A 14852-nucleotide genomic window follows, 5' to 3' on the forward strand; every position below is an offset into this window, starting at 1 on the left:
TAAGGGGTTAAAGAGTTTAAGGGTTTAAAAGGGTTATAAGGTTATAAGATACTGAGATACTAAGGCTCTGAGGTTCTGAGGTTCTGAGGTTCTGGGGTTCTGAGATACTAAGGCTCTAAGGCTCTAAGGTTCTGAGGTTCTGGGGTTCTGAGATACTAAGGTTCTAAGGTTCTAAGATTGAAAAGAATCCAATTATCTAACTATCCAACAATCTAACCATCGATTCCTAATTCCCTATTCACTATTCACTATTCACTATTCACTACTCCCTATTCCCTATTCCCTATTCCCTATTCCCTATTCCCTATTCCCTATTCCCTATTCCCTATTCACTATCCCCTATTCACTATTCCCTAATTCCCTATTTTCTATTCCCTATTTTCTATTTTCTAAAAAGGTTTGTTTAAATTTGCGTTTTTAAAACAACAACGCTCTGAATGTATTCAGATTAAACAACACAACAGCATGTCTCTAACTGAATTAAATGCCATTTCTCCTATTGATGGGAGGTATCGTAACAAAACTGTTTCTTTATCAAAGTTCTTTTCTGAGGAAGCGCTCATAAAATACCGTGTTCTGGTGGAGGTGGAATATTTTATTGCGCTTTGTGAACTTCCATTGCCGCAACTCTCGGGGGTGAATCCCTTGGTGTTTGGGGATTTGCGAAAGCTCTATTTGGAGTTTAGTACCGCAGATGCGTTGTGGATTAAGGAAACGGAACGGACGACGAACCACGATGTAAAGGCGGTGGAGTATTTTATTAAAAGTAAGTTTGATGCCTTGGGGTTAAATGCCTATAAAGAGTTTATCCACTTTGGATTGACCTCTCAAGATATTAACAATACTGCGATTCCGTTGGCCACAAAGGAGGCTTTTGAAACGGTGTATGTTCCTCGTTTGATTGCAGTAATTGCGGCTTTAAAGGAACTGGCTGTGGCTTGGGCTAATGTGCCTATGTTGGCACGCACGCATGGACAACCGGCCTCTCCTACCCGCTTGGGGAAAGAGTTTTTGGTGTTTGTAGAACGTTTGGAAGCGCAATTGCGTTTGTTGTTTCAGGTGCCGTTTGCGGCTAAATTTGGCGGGGCAACGGGCAATTATAATGCGCACCATGTGGCCTACCCTACTGTAGCTTGGAAACAATTTGGTACTGACTTTGTGGAAGGTGTTTTGGGGTTGCACCATTCGTTTCCTACCACGCAAATTGAGCATTATGACCATTTTGCTGCTTTTTTTGATGCCTTAAAGCGCATTAATACCATTCTAATTGATTTGGATCGTGATGTGTGGACGTATGTTTCTCTGGATTATTTTAAACAAAAGATTAAACCTGGAGAGGTTGGTTCCTCGGCGATGCCGCATAAAGTAAACCCGATTGACTTTGAGAACTCGGAGGGGAATTTGGGTATTGCAAATGCTCTTTTTGAACATTTGGCTGCCAAATTGCCGATTTCGAGATTGCAACGGGATTTGACCGATAGTACAGTTTTGCGCAATATTGGGGTTCCTTTGGGACATACGCTCATTGGGTTTGACGCCACGCTGAAAGGGTTGCAGAAATTGGTATTGAACGAAGCGCAATTGGCTGCCGATTTGGAACAGAACTGGGCTGTGGTGGCCGAAGCGATACAAACTATTTTACGTCGAGAAGGGTATCCGAATCCTTATGAGGCGTTGAAAGATTTAACTCGTACTCATACTTCGATTACTAAAGCTTCGATACATGCGTTTGTTGAGACCCTTGCGGTTTCTGAAACGGTGAAAGCGGAGTTGTTGCAGTTGACGCCGCAAAACTATTTGGGAGTCAATTTTTAGTGGTTTATAAAACCATAAAAACCTGTATATCTGTGTTTTAAAAACAAAATTAGAGCGTTTTTAGCCTTTTTAAAATGTTAAAAACTCGGCCGTTTTGTGAATAAAATACCCTTTTAATTTTACAAAACCTGTTTTATATTTGTAAAAGCAGTAAGGCACTCATTGGCAGTGTACTTAGCTAAAATTTATTTTATTCATTTAGTACCATAACATCATGGCCATTAAATTTAAGACGCAACCGAGAAAAAACCCTCAGGACATGGTTGCCCCTGAAAAATTTTATGCCGCTGCAATAGGCAACGGTGAAACCGATATGGAAGCACTCGCGGAGATGATTTCCTATCAAAGTACGTTAACAGACACCGACTGTTATGCGGTATTGAGATCGTTGGAACACAACATCATCAGTGAGCTTAACCAAGGGAGAATTGTTAAGTTGGGTAGCTTGGGTAATTTCCAAGTAAGTATTAGTTCTGAAGGCAAAGTAACTCCAGAGGAGGTTACGGCAACCGACATTACTAAAAGCAGAATTATTTTCCGTCCTGGAAAAAAACTACGCAAATTACTTAGTAATTTATCGTACCACAAAGCGAGCTAGTAACCCGCACCATGTAGAGCATTTTTACATGTCCGAAAGCCTCGAATGTTCCCGCATTCGGGGCTTTTTTTATCTATTTTTCACGAAAATTTTCGTCAATTCGTCCTGATGAAACTTTTGGTTCGTCCTGACGAACTGAAAAACTCGTCCTGATGGGTTGAAAAACTCGTCGGGAAAAATTTTAAAACCCCTCCTGAAGCAAAAAAGAACCTTTAAAACCGTTTTTTAGTACACAATATGAACAAAAAAGAGCTGTTTTAGCTCCTATTTTGAATCCAAAAAGAGTTAATATCTAGCATTTTATTCACAAAAAAACATAAAAAAGCTCAAAAAAAGCAGCTAGTAACCCGTCTTTTTGAGCAAATTTAGATGTTCGAAAGCCTCGAATAGTTCCCGCTATTCGTATCGAATTGTGGTGTAAATATAGAACTTATTTTTATATCTGTCAATAATTTATTGATGAATCATTAAAATTTTTACACTCCTAGATTTTAAACCCTATGCTTTATGGAATTTCCTGATTTCCAACATAACACAAACCAAATCACTCTTTAAAAAAAAAAATATAAACTCCAAAAGCGTCTTTCTACTTTTCTAAAAAAATACCTATTACTAGGGATTTTTTTGTCAAAAATAAAGGGTTGCTTTGTGAGAGTAAAAATTTTAATCTATTGATAGGTTTTCATATAGAAAATATTTTTTTGTGTGGGGATTTATTGGTAAGTTTGGGAATAAAATAAATTCCAATGGAAAAATATAAAGAGGTTATTAAAGAACTTATAAAATTCAGAGATGAAAGAGATTGGCAACAATTTCACGACTCAAAGAATTTAGCACTAGCAATATCTATTGAATCAGCTGAACTCAATGAAATTTTTTTATGGAAAAAAGACAATGAAGTTGAAAATGTTAATCCTGATAAAATAAAAGAAGAATTAGCTGATATTTTTGCGTATTCATTTTTATTAGCTGAAAAACACAACCTTGATATTTTTCAAATAGTTTTAGATAAAGTAAAAAGAAATGGTGAAAAATATCCCATAGACAAATCTAAAGGAACTGCAAAAAAATATAATGAATTATGAAATTAAATCCTTTATTTTCAATTGAAAGATTTGATTTCGATTATAATTTGTTCAATGAATTTCATAATATTCATTATGCAAAAGATTTTTGGCCTATAGTTTATATAATAAGTGATGATGTTAATAAAGAAGCTTATGTCGGAGAAACAACGGATGCCTATGCAAGGATGACAAGCCATTTGAAAAACAATAAAAAAAATAAACTTACTGCACTACATTTAATTATGAGTGAAAAGTTTAACAAATCTGCTACACTTGATATTGAATCTAATTTAATAAAATATATTTCAGGTGATGGACAATTTAAATTAATCAATGGTAATGTAGGATTAGCCAATCACAATTATTATCAAAAAAAAGAGCTTTATTGGGATATTTTCAAATCGATTTGGGATAATTTGAGAGCTGAGGGTATTGCAAAACATCCCATTGATTTTATCGATAATTCCGATTTATTTAAATATTCGCCTTATAAAACTTTAACTTCAGAGCAAAAAAATGGGCTATTGGTTATTATGAAAAACCTTTTAGACAATACATTTAAAAACATTATTGTAGAAGGTGGTGCGGGAACTGGTAAAACTATTTTAGCAATATTTTTATTCAAATTATTAAACACGAATAATGAGGATTTTAATTTTGAAGAGTTTGGAAATGATGAATTAGAATTTATGCAAATTGTTTATGAATTAAAAGAAAAATATCCAAACCCAAAAATGGCATTAGTAGTTCCAATGTCATCATTTAGAAATACCTTAAAAAAAGTATTCAAAAATATTAAAGGATTAAATGCCAATATGGTTATTGGACCTGCAGAAGTTTCTAATTCTACTTTTGATATTCTTGTAGTTGATGAGTCTCACAGATTGAGACGTCGAGTTAATTTGGGAGCATATTATGGTGCTTTTGATACTGCATGTAATAAATTGGGATTAGACAAAATGAATTGTAGTGAGTTAGATTGGATTGTTAAACAATCAGAATCTTCTATTTTGTTTTATGACGAAAATCAATCAATAAAACCCTCCGATACTAAAAAAGAGGATTTTGATAAATTGAAGACTAATCCATTAACTAAAATTGAATATTTAAAATCCCAATTTAGAGTTCGAGGTGGAAATGATTATGTCCAATACATAAATAATCTTTTAAATTGTAATTTAGATGCTAACTCAAAAATCTTTAATTCCAAAGAATACGAGTTTTTACTCTTCGATTCAATTGAAGAATTAGTAAGCGAAATTAAATTAAGAGATAAAGAAAATGGACTTTCACGATTAGTAGCAGGTTATTCTTGGCCATGGATTTCTAACAAAAACAAAGAGCTTTATGATATAGTAATTGATGATGTTGAATTGAAATGGAACAGCGTTGCAAATGATTGGGTAAACTCTCCAAACTCAGTTAATGAAGTCGGATGCATACATACTACTCAGGGTTATGATTTGAATTATACAGGAATTATTTTTGGGAATGAAATTACTTATGACAAAACAAAAAATGAAATAGTTATCATCAAAGAAAACTATTTTGATAAAAATGGAAAGCAATCCATTAATGATCCTGAAGAATTAAAAGATTTCATCATAAACATATATAAAACCATTATGCTTAGAGGTATCAAAGGAACCTATGTTTATGCTTGTGATAAAAATTTAAGAGAATACCTTTCTCAATTTATACAAAAAAACAAAGAAGAAAAAACAATAACCATTTTGCCTCAAAACGAAGTCATACCTTATGTTAATAGTATTCCTTTGTTTGATATAAAAGTGGCTGCAGGTGAATTCAGTGAATTACAAACGGCTCAAGATTGTGATTGGATTGCATTACCAAAAAGATACAAACCGTCAACCGATTTGTTCGCTTGTAAAGTAGTTGGTGAATCAATGAATAAAATTATACCGAATGGTTCAATCTGTTTATTTAGAAAATATTCAGGAGGATCTAGAGATGGTAAAATTGTATTAGTTGAACATAGTAATATACAGGATGCTGATTTTGGTTCTGGTTACACTATAAAAGAATACAGAAGCAAGAAGAATATAGAAAATGAATCATGGAGTCATTCATCAATTGTGCTAAAACCATTATCTCATAATATAGAATTTTCTGATATTGAATTAAGTAAAGATGAATTGGTTGATTTAAAAGTTATTGGATTGTTTGAGTGTGTTTTAGTCTAAAAAAAATTAGCACATTAGAGTAAAAACTACATAATAGGAAATATAATAAAATCAACTAAATGATATTAAACGAATTTATAAAAGCCATAACTACCGCTATTGTGCGAATCATTTCTCGTTGATTTAGTTCGTAAGGAAATACTGAAAGGAGATTGCGAAACGAGGGTTGGAAAAAATAATTATTAACCCTTAACCCCTAACCCTCGAAGGGTTTTTAACCCTTCGAGGGTTAGGGGTTAAGGTGGGGATAAATAAAAAATAGTAAGCCAAAGTTGGCTGCTATTGTAATTTTATTAAATTTGTACTCTTTAAAGCCTATTTAACTATTAACCCGAAAGGGTTGTACTATTAATTTTTTTATACGCCTATAGCTCATGGAACAAAAAGTTGCTCTTCTACATGGTAATTATTACCATATCTACAACAGAGGTACTAATGGTACTGACATTTTTTTAGAACCTGAAAATTACTATCACTTTCTTCGTTTGTATGCTAAATATATTGAGCCTATTGCGGATACGTATGCTTGGTGCTTGATGAAAAATCATTTTCATGTTTTGGTTAGAATTAAAGATAAAACTGAAATTAATGAAAATGAACTCTCCTACTCCACCATTGAAAAGCCAAAAGTTATTGAGCCTTACCGTCAGTTTTCGCATTTATTTAATGCCTACACTCAGGCCATCAACAAAAGATATAAGCGAACTGGGTGTTTGTTTGGACGAAACTTTCAACGAAAGCTTGTTACAACTGAGGATTATTTCCGAAAACTTATTTATTATATTCATAATAATCCGGTGCATCATGGATTTGTAAAACAAATGGGGTGCTATCCTTGGTCTTCCTATGAATCGATGGTAACAGAAAAACCAACGCTACTGAAAAGACATGATGTATTGGGTTTTTATGGTAGTAAAGAGGATTTTATATCTTATCATGGTCAAGAACACCATGTAAATGAAATTTTAAATTTGATAATAGAATGATTTTAACCCTTAACCCTCGAAGGGTATGAAACCCTCGAAGGGGGAAAAACCTTCGAGGGAGGGGGGGGAAATTATCTTGAATAATTAGGTGCTTCTTTAGTAATGGTCACGTTGTGGGGGTGGCTCTCGCCAATGCCACTGGTGGTGATGCGTACAAAGCGTCCTGTGTCTTGCAAGGTAGGGATGTCTTTGGCTCCGCAATAGCCCATTCCTGCTCGGAGTCCGCCGATGAATTGTTGCATACTCTCGTTGAGTTCGCCTTTATAGGGTACACGTCCTACAATACCTTCTGGGACTAATTTTTTGATATCGTCTTCAACATCTTGGAAATAACGGTCTTTTGAACCTTCTTGCATGGCTTCTACTGACCCCATTCCGCGATAGGATTTAAATTTTCGTCCTTCAAAGATGATGGTTTCTCCAGGTGATTCTTTGGTTCCAGCTAATAATGACCCTAGCATGACACAATCGGCGCCTGCGGCAATAGCTTTAGGAATATCGCCTGTATACCGAATGCCACCATCGGCAATAACAGGAATGCCTGTGCCTTTTAATGCTGTGGCTACTTCGAGTACCGCTGAAAATTGTGGGAAGCCCACGCCTGCTACTACACGTGTGGTGCATATAGACCCAGGTCCGATCCCTACTTTGACGCCATCGGCCCCTTGAGCGGCTAAAAATAAAGCCGCATCAGCAGTAGCGATATTCCCAACGATGACATCGAGGGTTGGGAAGTTGGCTTTGATTTGCTGTAACACGGCTACCACTCCTTTGGAATGTCCGTGTGCGGTATCTATCACTACCGCATCGACTCCGGCATGAACTAGTGCTGTGGCGCGTTGGAGAGCATCGGCAGTAACTCCAAGTGCAGCTGCCACACGCAACCGCCCGAATTGGTCTTTGTTGGCCATCGGTTTTTGTGCTAATTTTGTGATGTCTCTGAACGTGATTAATCCCACCAGCTTATTGTTGTGTTCCACAACGGGGAGTTTTTCTATTTTGTTTTGTTGTAAGATTCCTTCCGCTTCTTGCAAGGTGGTTCCCACGGCAGCAGTAATGAGATTTTCGGAAGTCATGACCTCTGTAATCGCACGAGTATTCCGTTTTTCAAAACGTAAATCTCGATTGGTGACAATGCCTTTTAATATACCTTCTACATCGACTACTGGAATTCCGCCTATTCCAAATTCTTTCATGACTTGCTTGGCGTCGCCCACAGTGGCTGAAAGGGGAAGTGTCACGGGGTCTAAAATCATGCCTGCTTCGGCACGTTTTACTTTACGTACTTTGGCTGCTTGTTGTTCGATAGTCATGTTTTTGTGCAATACTCCTATTCCGCCTTCTTGTGCCATTGCGATTGCCATAGCGCTTTCGGTAACCGTGTCCATTGCTGCTGATACGATGGGGGCATTCAGGGTGATGTTTCGAGAGAGCTTCGATTGAATGCTGACTTCTCGTGGTAAAACTTCTGAATAATTTGGAATGAGTAAAACGTCGTCGTAGGTGAGTCCTTCCCCTACGATCTTAGTAGTGTGTGGTTTCATGATGCAATTTAGTTGTTGTAGTTAAATTGCAAGCAAATGTAGTGAAAATATTTGAAGTTTGTTTATAGACTAGTGAAACTCTCCAAACAGTCTAGAAGCTACGTTATAGGCGCTTTCAAAACTCATGGGACTTGTGCCTGTGTTGGCTTTTTGTTGTGTAAAGTAGGAAAGCATTTTTTCTGTAGGCATGTTTCCTGTGAGGTCGTCTTTTGCCATGGGGCATCCGCCAAATCCTTGAATGGCGCCATCAAAACGACGACAACCCGCCTGATAGGCTGCGGCTACTTTTTCAAACCATTTGTCGGGAGTGGTGTGCAAATGCGCTCCAAACTCTACCTTGGGGTATTTTGGAATCAAATGGGAAAATAAATAGTCAATTACTTCTGGTGTTGAGCTTCCTATGGTATCAGAAAGGGATAGGATTTTTACGCCCATAGCTGTTAATTTTTCGGTCCACTCTCCTACAATCGCTACATCCCAAGGATCTCCATACGGATTTCCAAATCCCATAGAAATGTAAGTGACCACTTCTTTGTTGGATTTATCGGCAATTTCTAAAATTTCTTGCAGCGTGACCAAACTTTCGGCTATGGTTTTATGGGTGTTGCGCATTTGAAAATTTTCAGAAATAGAAAAAGGGAATCCAAGGTATTGTATTTCTTGATGGACAGACGCCAAATGAGCTCCTTGTGTATTGGCAATGATGGCGAGTAATTTGCTATTGGTTTGCGACAAATCGAGTTGTGCCAAGACCTCAGCCGTATCGGCCATTTGCGGAATGGCTTTGGGGGATACAAAACTACCAAAATCAATAGTGTCAAAGCCCACACGTAGCAAGGCTTGAATGTAGCTTACTTTACGCTCGGTGGGGATAAACGTCTTGATGCCTTGCATGGCATCGCGGGGACATTCTATGATTTTGACTTCTTCCATTTGACGCCAAAGATAAAAAAGAAAACGATTTCGTAACGAAATTTTTACGACCGTTTTTTTAAAATGGCTTGGTTGATGGCTTTTACCAGTTTGGGGCCTTCATAAATAAACCCTGTGTAGAGTTGCACAACACTGGCTCCAGCATCTAATTTATCAAGGGCGTCTTGTACCGAATGGATGCCTCCTACTCCAATAATTGGAAAGGCTTTGTTGCTTTTTTCAGACAAGAAGCGAATGACTTCAGTACTCCTATTGGTTAGCGGTTTACCTGATAATCCGCCAGCCTCTACTTTATTTTCCGATTGTAAGCCTTCTCGGGATAGTGTCGTATTGGTGGCGATGACTCCTGCGATTTGTGTTTCTTTTACAATATCTATAATATCCAACAGTTGCGAATCTGTCAAATCGGGGGCAATTTTCAAAAGAATAGGCTTAGGCGATTTGTGCTGACCATTCTTTTGTTGCAGTCTGGATAAAAGTGCGGTCAACGGCTTTTTGTCTTGCAATTCGCGTAAATTGGGTGTGTTGGGCGAACTGACATTCACTACAAAATAATCGACATCATCGAAAAGGGCTTCAAAACATGTTTCATAATCGTGTTTGGCCTCTTCGTTTGGCGTGTTTTTATTTTTTCCGATATTTCCACCAATAATGACGCCTTTATTTTTCTTTAAACGGGAAACTGCTTCGGCTACCCCACCATTATTAAACCCCATTCGATTGATGATTGCGGCATCCTTGGGCAAGCGGAATAGTCTTTTTTTGGGATTTCCGTCCTGTCCGATGGGCGTTAGGGTTCCGATTTCAATAAATCCGAAACCAAAAGATGACAGTTCTTGAAACAACTTGGCGTCTTTATCAAATCCTGCTGCCAACCCTACGGGATTGGGAAATGTGATTCCGAATACGTTGGTTTCTAACTTTGGGTCTCGCACAACGTAATTCGCTTTAACGAGTGAGGAAATTCCTGGAATTTTAAAGAACCACCGAATGGCTTTAAACGTAAAATGATGCACTTTTTCAGGGTCAAACCTAAAAAGAAGGGGACGTAGTAGTTGTGTGTACATGATGGTGTAGTTGTGTGTGACAAAAATAGAAAATACTTTGGAGTTGCCAGTAGATGATGAGAAAAAATAAAAATCAATTTGTAGTTTTGCACGGCTATACTTTTCGAAATTATGAATATTAGACTGCTTGCCATTGGCAAAACCGACGATAAAGCCTTACAAACGCTGATTGACGACTATACTAAACGGTTGTCTTTTTACATCAAATTTGATTTGGAACTTATTCCTGATATCAAAAATGTAAAAAACTTATCGGAAGTACAGCAAAAAGAAAAGGAGGGCGAATTGATTCTTTCAAAGCTTTCTGCCACAGATCAGATGATTTTGTTGGACGAAAATGGAGCCACGTATTCTAGTATCGGGTTTGCTGATTACCTACAAAAGAAAATGAATGCTGGTATTAAAACCTTGGTATTTGTTATTGGTGGGCCATACGGTTTTAGTGAAGCGGTCTATAAAAAGGCTCAAGGCAAAGTATCGCTTTCGTCAATGACGTTTTCTCACCAAATGGTGCGTCTTTTTGTGATTGAACAACTGTATCGTGGGTTTACCATTTTACGAAATGAACCCTATCATCATCAGTAACGCTTTTGTTTTAGAGTTTTGAAATGTCCTAATACACAAACTCGTTTTTATTGAAATGTGTTGTTGGGAATTTCTTTTTTAAAGAATTTATAAAAAGCTCGTCGTTAAAATACTGGTTGAAATTCATTTCTTTTTCAAAACAAAATACATATTCGTATTGTTTTTCTTTTGGCATTTTAGTAAGGTATTCCATGAGTTGGTCTTGCGATACAGACGCATCATTAATCCAAAGGGTGTTGTCTTTGGCAAAGCTTATAGCAATGCCTTGTTTAGGCTTTGATTGAATGTAGTTCACCTTCGTAAAGGGTAAAAATGCCATGGTTTTCTTAACCGTGTTGGCATAGGCGAAATAGTTTTCGGTTTCTTCACTTTTGTGAATGCTGGTTTCTTTTTTGGTTTGGAGTTTGACAATCTCGGGAATCACCAATCGAAGAGGAAGGCGTTTGTCTATATTAAAAATCCAATTGGTATTGCTTATGGTGTTGTTTCTGTTGACTTCTGCCAGGGTGTCTTTTTCTTGTTTTGCAAAAAAGATGTACACTGGCGAATGATTTTGCACATCGGCCACAACCGTTAGGGTTGCATCGGGTAATTTAACTTCTTTGTTTCCTTGGCAAGCACTTAGTGTGATGAGTAGCATCACGGCAATCCTTTTTTTCATGTTAGGGTTGTACGTTTTGGAATAATGTTATACATTCTATAGCTTCTTTTACATCGTGAACTCTCAAGATGTTGGCGCCTTTTTGTAAGGCAAACGCGTGAAGAAACGTGGTTCCGTTGAGAGCCTCGGCGGGAGTCGTTTCTAAGGTTTTATATATCATTGATTTTCGGGACAGTCCTACTAATATAGGTAATTCGATATTTTTCAGAAGTTCCATTTTTTCAAGGAGTTCAAAATTTTGAGCCGTGGTTTTGGCAAAACCAAATCCGGGGTCAATGACGATATCGTTGATGCCAAAACTTTTGGCAAGAGCAATTCGTTGAGAAAAGTAGAACAAAATATCTTTTACCAAATTGTCATAATCAACATTTTGCTGCATGGTATTGGGTGTTCCTCGCATGTGCATCATGATGTAGGGCACTTGCCATTTTGCCACAGTGGGCAGCATTTGTTCATCTAACATCCCTGCGGCTATGTCGTTAATCAGAGCCGCTCCGAGTTCCAAACAACGTTCGGCTACTTGGCTTCTAAACGTATCAATGGAGAGTAAGGCCTCTGGAAAGTGCTTTACGATGGCTTTTACTATAGGGACTATTCTATGAAGTTCTTCCTCTTCAGAGACAAATTCTGCATTGGGTTTGCTAGAATAGGCCCCCAAATCGATAAACGTAGCGCCTTCTAGTAGCAGCTCCTCTGCGCGATTGAGAATCGCAAGTTCATTGGCATATACCCCGCCATCATAGAAAGAATTGGGTGTGATGTTGAGAATCCCCATCACTTTTGGAGTAGTGATATCGATGAGCGTACCACGGCAATTGAGTGTCATGTTGAACCTGCTTTTTGTTATAGAATTACGGCTATTCTTAGCGCGTTTTTTCTTTAGCAAATGTATCATTTAATCACAAAAAACAAAAAAAATCGTAGCGCTTCCTTCGGCTTTCCGATAAATATTTTTTACTTTTGAAAATTATTAGTCCAAAACCAGTATACAAAGGAAGCAGTCATGAAAAACACGTCTCAAGAATATGATAAAGTAATTGCCTATTGCCGCGATTTATTTCAAAAAAAAATGACCGATTATGGGAGTGCCTGGCGCATTTTAAGACTTCCTTCTTTGACCGACCAAATCTTTATTAAAGCACAACGCATTAGAAGTTTACAAGAAAATGAGGTTCGTAAAATTGACGAAGATGAAACGGGTGAATTTATTGGCATTATTAATTATTGCATTATGGCGTTGATTCAATTGGAATTGGGTGTGGTAGACCAACCCGATTTGAATACGGAAACTGCTATCAAACAGTATGACGAAAAAATTGCATTAACCAAACAGTTGATGGAAGCTAAAAATCATGATTATGGAGAAGCATGGCGCGAAATGCGTGTCAGTTCTTTGACCGATTTGATTCTTCAAAAATTGCTTCGTGTAAAACAAATCGAAGACAATAAAGGAAAGACTCTCGTTTCTGAGGGGATTGATGCGAATTATCAAGACATGATTAATTATTCGGTTTTTGCGTTGATATTGATGAAGAAATTTTAAATACTAAATTTTAAAAGACAAATAATAAATAAATTCCAAATTTTTAAAATTTAAAATTCTAAACTATGGAATCGAAGAAATATGATTTAGAAGAAAGAACACTGCAATTTGCAATTGACTGCAGATTGTTCTTAAAAAAACTTCCTAAAACTATTTCTAATTCTGAAGATGGAAAACAATTAGTAAGATCTTCGGGTTCAGTAGGATCAAATTATATAGAAGCGAATGAAGCTTTGAGTAAAAAAGATTTTAATTACAGAATAAAAATAAGCAGAAAAGAATCAAAAGAAAGTGCCTTTTGGCTCAAAATAATAAAAGCAACAAACTCAACTGAATTTGAAAAATTAAACGCAGTTTTGATACAAGAAGCGGATGAATTAAAAAAAATATTTTCTGCAATATTAGAAAAATCAAAATAGAACTCTTAGGTTTGACTTTTAGAATTTAAAAATTGAAAATTATTTATTTTTTGCTCTTTCAATACAATAACAATTCATTAACACCTCAAAATAAAAAGCCTTTTTATATTTGTAAAAAAACAACATTATGGATGCAAAAAAATCAGCAACTGCTTGGAGTTTACGCCTTATTGTGTCGGCCTTATTTATAGTTTCTGCGCTGGCTAAACTCTCTAAGGGACATTTATTAGATTCTCCTTACTTTGCGATTTCTACTTTTGAAGTAAAACAATTGTACCCGATGGGGTTTTCGGAAACCTTTGCCCCTTTTTTTTCAAGGACGTTAATCGGTATTGAATTGGCCTTGGGCTTGTTGTTACTCCAAAAAAATTGGTTGAAAAAATTTATTATTCCTGTTACGACATTAATGTTACTGGTTTTTATTGGTCATTTGACGTATGTTACTTTTTTGAATGGCGGTTCTACAGGAAACTGCGGGTGCTTTGGGGAATTGTTGCCCATGACTCCTATTCAAGCTATTATTAAAAATGTGGTGGCTGTGGGACTTTTGGTGTATTTGTACAAATTATTGCCACAACACAAACCACAGGGAAATTTTTGGGTGTTGACTACCGTTTTATTCGCCAGTATCTTATGGATATTTATGTTGGCCCCTATCCAACCGCCCGCGTCTAATTTTACGGTTTCGCCTATGATAGAATCTACTCCATCGGATGCAACTCCAACAATTGATTCGACACAAACGGCTCCTCCAACTGCTGAAACCACAACCTCGGTTAAAGATACGCTTAAAAGCAAAACTACAACAGTGGTTGCTGAACCTAAAAAAATAGCTTCTGGGAATGCACAATATTTTCCAAACATTGATAGTGGCAAAAAAATCTTATGTTACTTTGTTCCTGGGTGTGAGCATTGTCGCGCTACTGCAAAAGAGCTTACGGAAATGCGAAAAAAAGATCCTTCTTTTCCGCCGCTTTACGTTATTTTTATGAATGAAGAAGCTTTTTTAATTCCGGAGTTTTTTAAAGAAGCAGGGGCAACTTACCCTTATAAAATTATTGAAATCATTCCTTTTTGGAATACCTTAGGTAAAAATAGAGATACGCCTGGTGTAAAATATTTTTGGAATGGTAACGAAATTAAATACTATGACGGCATTAAGGATAATAAATTTAATGGCGCCGAATTGGAAAAATATATTAAGAAACCGTATTCAGAATTAAAAAAATAATTTGTTTAACAGAATTAAAATAGTACTCAAGGAGAAAGCTAATGCGTTGTATTACATTTTTATATACCTCATGATTAGCAAAATTGGTTTCTTTTGTCTTACTGTGAAAAGTAATGTCACTGTATTTCAATTTCCGTTGTATAAAATAGTAGGAGCACTCATCCTTTTTGTTTGCTTAGTTTCTATCATCAAATGGATT

14 protein-coding genes are annotated in these 14852 nt (G+C 36.6%); 9 read left to right on the forward strand and 5 right to left on the reverse strand.

Annotated features, from left to right (window positions below; all coding sequences use genetic code 11):
* Positions 1–465: 465 nt before the first annotated feature.
* From purB to CLV55_RS09795, 5 genes are all read left to right on the forward strand, one after another.
* A complete protein-coding gene (purB, locus tag CLV55_RS09775; RefSeq protein WP_112113721.1) occupies positions 466–1815 on the forward strand; it encodes an adenylosuccinate lyase in 1350 nt (449 codons plus the stop codon).
* 214 nt (positions 1816–2029) lie between these two features.
* Positions 2030–2413, forward strand: coding sequence for an HU family DNA-binding protein (locus tag CLV55_RS09780; RefSeq protein ID WP_112113614.1), 384 nt, complete (start codon positions 2030–2032; stop codon positions 2411–2413).
* A gap of 746 nt (positions 2414–3159) precedes the next feature.
* Positions 3160–3498 carry a nucleotide pyrophosphohydrolase gene (locus CLV55_RS09785; RefSeq protein ID WP_112113615.1) on the forward strand — a complete coding sequence of 113 codons (339 nt, stop codon included), beginning with the start codon at positions 3160–3162 and terminating at the stop codon, positions 3496–3498.
* Complete coding sequence (locus CLV55_RS09790) at positions 3495–5684, forward strand: DNA/RNA helicase domain-containing protein (protein ID WP_112113616.1); 2190 nt, start codon at positions 3495–3497, stop codon at positions 5682–5684. The genes CLV55_RS09785 and CLV55_RS09790 overlap by 4 nt, the downstream gene beginning before the upstream one ends.
* A 374-nt stretch (positions 5685–6058) precedes the next feature.
* On the forward strand, positions 6059–6670 hold the full coding sequence (locus CLV55_RS09795) for a hypothetical protein (RefSeq protein ID WP_112113617.1): 612 nt from the start codon (positions 6059–6061) through the stop codon (positions 6668–6670).
* A 71-nt stretch (positions 6671–6741) separates the two neighbouring features.
* On the opposite strand, the gene guaB is transcribed toward CLV55_RS09795, so the two are convergent.
* The 3 genes from guaB to CLV55_RS09810 form a co-directional block, all read right to left on the reverse strand.
* Entirely contained in the window at positions 6742–8214 is a 1473-nt protein-coding gene (gene guaB, locus CLV55_RS09800; RefSeq protein WP_112113618.1) for an IMP dehydrogenase, read from the reverse strand.
* A 69-nt stretch (positions 8215–8283) separates the two neighbouring features.
* Positions 8284–9147 carry a hydroxymethylglutaryl-CoA lyase gene (locus CLV55_RS09805; RefSeq protein ID WP_112113619.1) on the reverse strand — a complete coding sequence of 288 codons (864 nt, stop codon included), beginning with the start codon at positions 9145–9147 and terminating at the stop codon, positions 8284–8286.
* A 44-nt stretch (positions 9148–9191) separates the two neighbouring features.
* Positions 9192–10214, reverse strand: a complete 1023-nt coding sequence (locus tag CLV55_RS09810; protein ID WP_112113620.1) for a quinone-dependent dihydroorotate dehydrogenase — start codon at positions 10212–10214, stop codon at positions 9192–9194.
* 111 nt (positions 10215–10325) lie between these two features.
* On the opposite strand from CLV55_RS09810, the gene rlmH reads away from it, so the two are divergent.
* On the forward strand, positions 10326–10799 hold the full coding sequence (gene rlmH, locus CLV55_RS09815) for a 23S rRNA (pseudouridine(1915)-N(3))-methyltransferase RlmH (protein ID WP_112113621.1): 474 nt from the start codon (positions 10326–10328) through the stop codon (positions 10797–10799).
* A gap of 28 nt (positions 10800–10827) precedes the next feature.
* On the opposite strand, the gene CLV55_RS09820 is transcribed toward rlmH, so the two are convergent.
* Positions 10828–11460 (reverse strand): hypothetical protein, encoded by a 633-nt coding sequence (locus CLV55_RS09820; protein WP_112113622.1) that lies wholly within the window; start codon positions 11458–11460, stop codon positions 10828–10830.
* Position 11461: 1 nt separating this feature from the next.
* A complete protein-coding gene (folP, locus tag CLV55_RS09825; RefSeq protein WP_112113722.1) occupies positions 11462–12286 on the reverse strand; it encodes a dihydropteroate synthase in 825 nt (274 codons plus the stop codon).
* Between the two features lie 177 nt (positions 12287–12463).
* Between folP and CLV55_RS09830 the strand changes: the two genes are divergently transcribed.
* The 3 genes from CLV55_RS09830 to CLV55_RS09840 all read left to right on the forward strand — a co-directional run bounded on the left by CLV55_RS09830 (position 12464) and on the right by CLV55_RS09840 (position 14653).
* A complete protein-coding gene (locus CLV55_RS09830) occupies positions 12464–13003 on the forward strand; it encodes a DUF1599 domain-containing protein (protein ID WP_112113623.1) in 540 nt (179 codons plus the stop codon).
* Between the two features lie 65 nt (positions 13004–13068).
* Complete coding sequence (locus CLV55_RS09835; RefSeq protein ID WP_112113624.1) at positions 13069–13422, forward strand: four helix bundle protein; 354 nt, start codon at positions 13069–13071, stop codon at positions 13420–13422.
* A 127-nt stretch (positions 13423–13549) separates the two neighbouring features.
* On the forward strand, positions 13550–14653 hold the full coding sequence (locus tag CLV55_RS09840; RefSeq protein ID WP_112113625.1) for a MauE/DoxX family redox-associated membrane protein: 1104 nt from the start codon (positions 13550–13552) through the stop codon (positions 14651–14653).
* Positions 14654–14852 lie beyond the last annotated feature (199 nt).

The sequence above is a fragment of the Flavobacterium aciduliphilum genome, assembly GCF_003268855.1.
GTDB classification, from domain to species: Bacteria; Bacteroidota; Bacteroidia; order Flavobacteriales; family Flavobacteriaceae; genus Flavobacterium; species Flavobacterium aciduliphilum.

What these genes read in the sequence shown, in the direction of transcription:
- purB (WP_112113721.1), top strand. Translation starts at nt 466, where the DNA reads ATGTCTCTAACTGAATTAAATGCCATTTCTCCTATTGATGGGAGGTAT.
- CLV55_RS09805 (WP_112113619.1), bottom strand. Translation starts at nt 9,147, where the DNA reads ATGGAAGAAGTCAAAATCATAGAATGTCCCCGCGATGCCATGCAAGGC.
- CLV55_RS09790 (WP_112113616.1), top strand. Translation starts at nt 3,495, where the DNA reads ATGAAATTAAATCCTTTATTTTCAATTGAAAGATTTGATTTCGATTAT.
- CLV55_RS09780 (WP_112113614.1), top strand. Translation starts at nt 2,030, where the DNA reads ATGGCCATTAAATTTAAGACGCAACCGAGAAAAAACCCTCAGGACATG.
- rlmH (WP_112113621.1), top strand. Translation starts at nt 10,326, where the DNA reads ATGAATATTAGACTGCTTGCCATTGGCAAAACCGACGATAAAGCCTTA.
- guaB (WP_112113618.1), bottom strand. Translation starts at nt 8,214, where the DNA reads ATGAAACCACACACTACTAAGATCGTAGGGGAAGGACTCACCTACGAC.
- CLV55_RS09795 (WP_112113617.1), top strand. Translation starts at nt 6,059, where the DNA reads ATGGAACAAAAAGTTGCTCTTCTACATGGTAATTATTACCATATCTAC.
- folP (WP_112113722.1), bottom strand. Translation starts at nt 12,286, where the DNA reads ATGACACTCAATTGCCGTGGTACGCTCATCGATATCACTACTCCAAAA.
- CLV55_RS09830 (WP_112113623.1), top strand. Translation starts at nt 12,464, where the DNA reads ATGAAAAACACGTCTCAAGAATATGATAAAGTAATTGCCTATTGCCGC.
- CLV55_RS09785 (WP_112113615.1), top strand. Translation starts at nt 3,160, where the DNA reads ATGGAAAAATATAAAGAGGTTATTAAAGAACTTATAAAATTCAGAGAT.
- CLV55_RS09835 (WP_112113624.1), top strand. Translation starts at nt 13,069, where the DNA reads ATGGAATCGAAGAAATATGATTTAGAAGAAAGAACACTGCAATTTGCA.
- CLV55_RS09840 (WP_112113625.1), top strand. Translation starts at nt 13,550, where the DNA reads ATGGATGCAAAAAAATCAGCAACTGCTTGGAGTTTACGCCTTATTGTG.
- CLV55_RS09820 (WP_112113622.1), bottom strand. Translation starts at nt 11,460, where the DNA reads ATGAAAAAAAGGATTGCCGTGATGCTACTCATCACACTAAGTGCTTGC.
- CLV55_RS09810 (WP_112113620.1), bottom strand. Translation starts at nt 10,214, where the DNA reads ATGTACACACAACTACTACGTCCCCTTCTTTTTAGGTTTGACCCTGAA.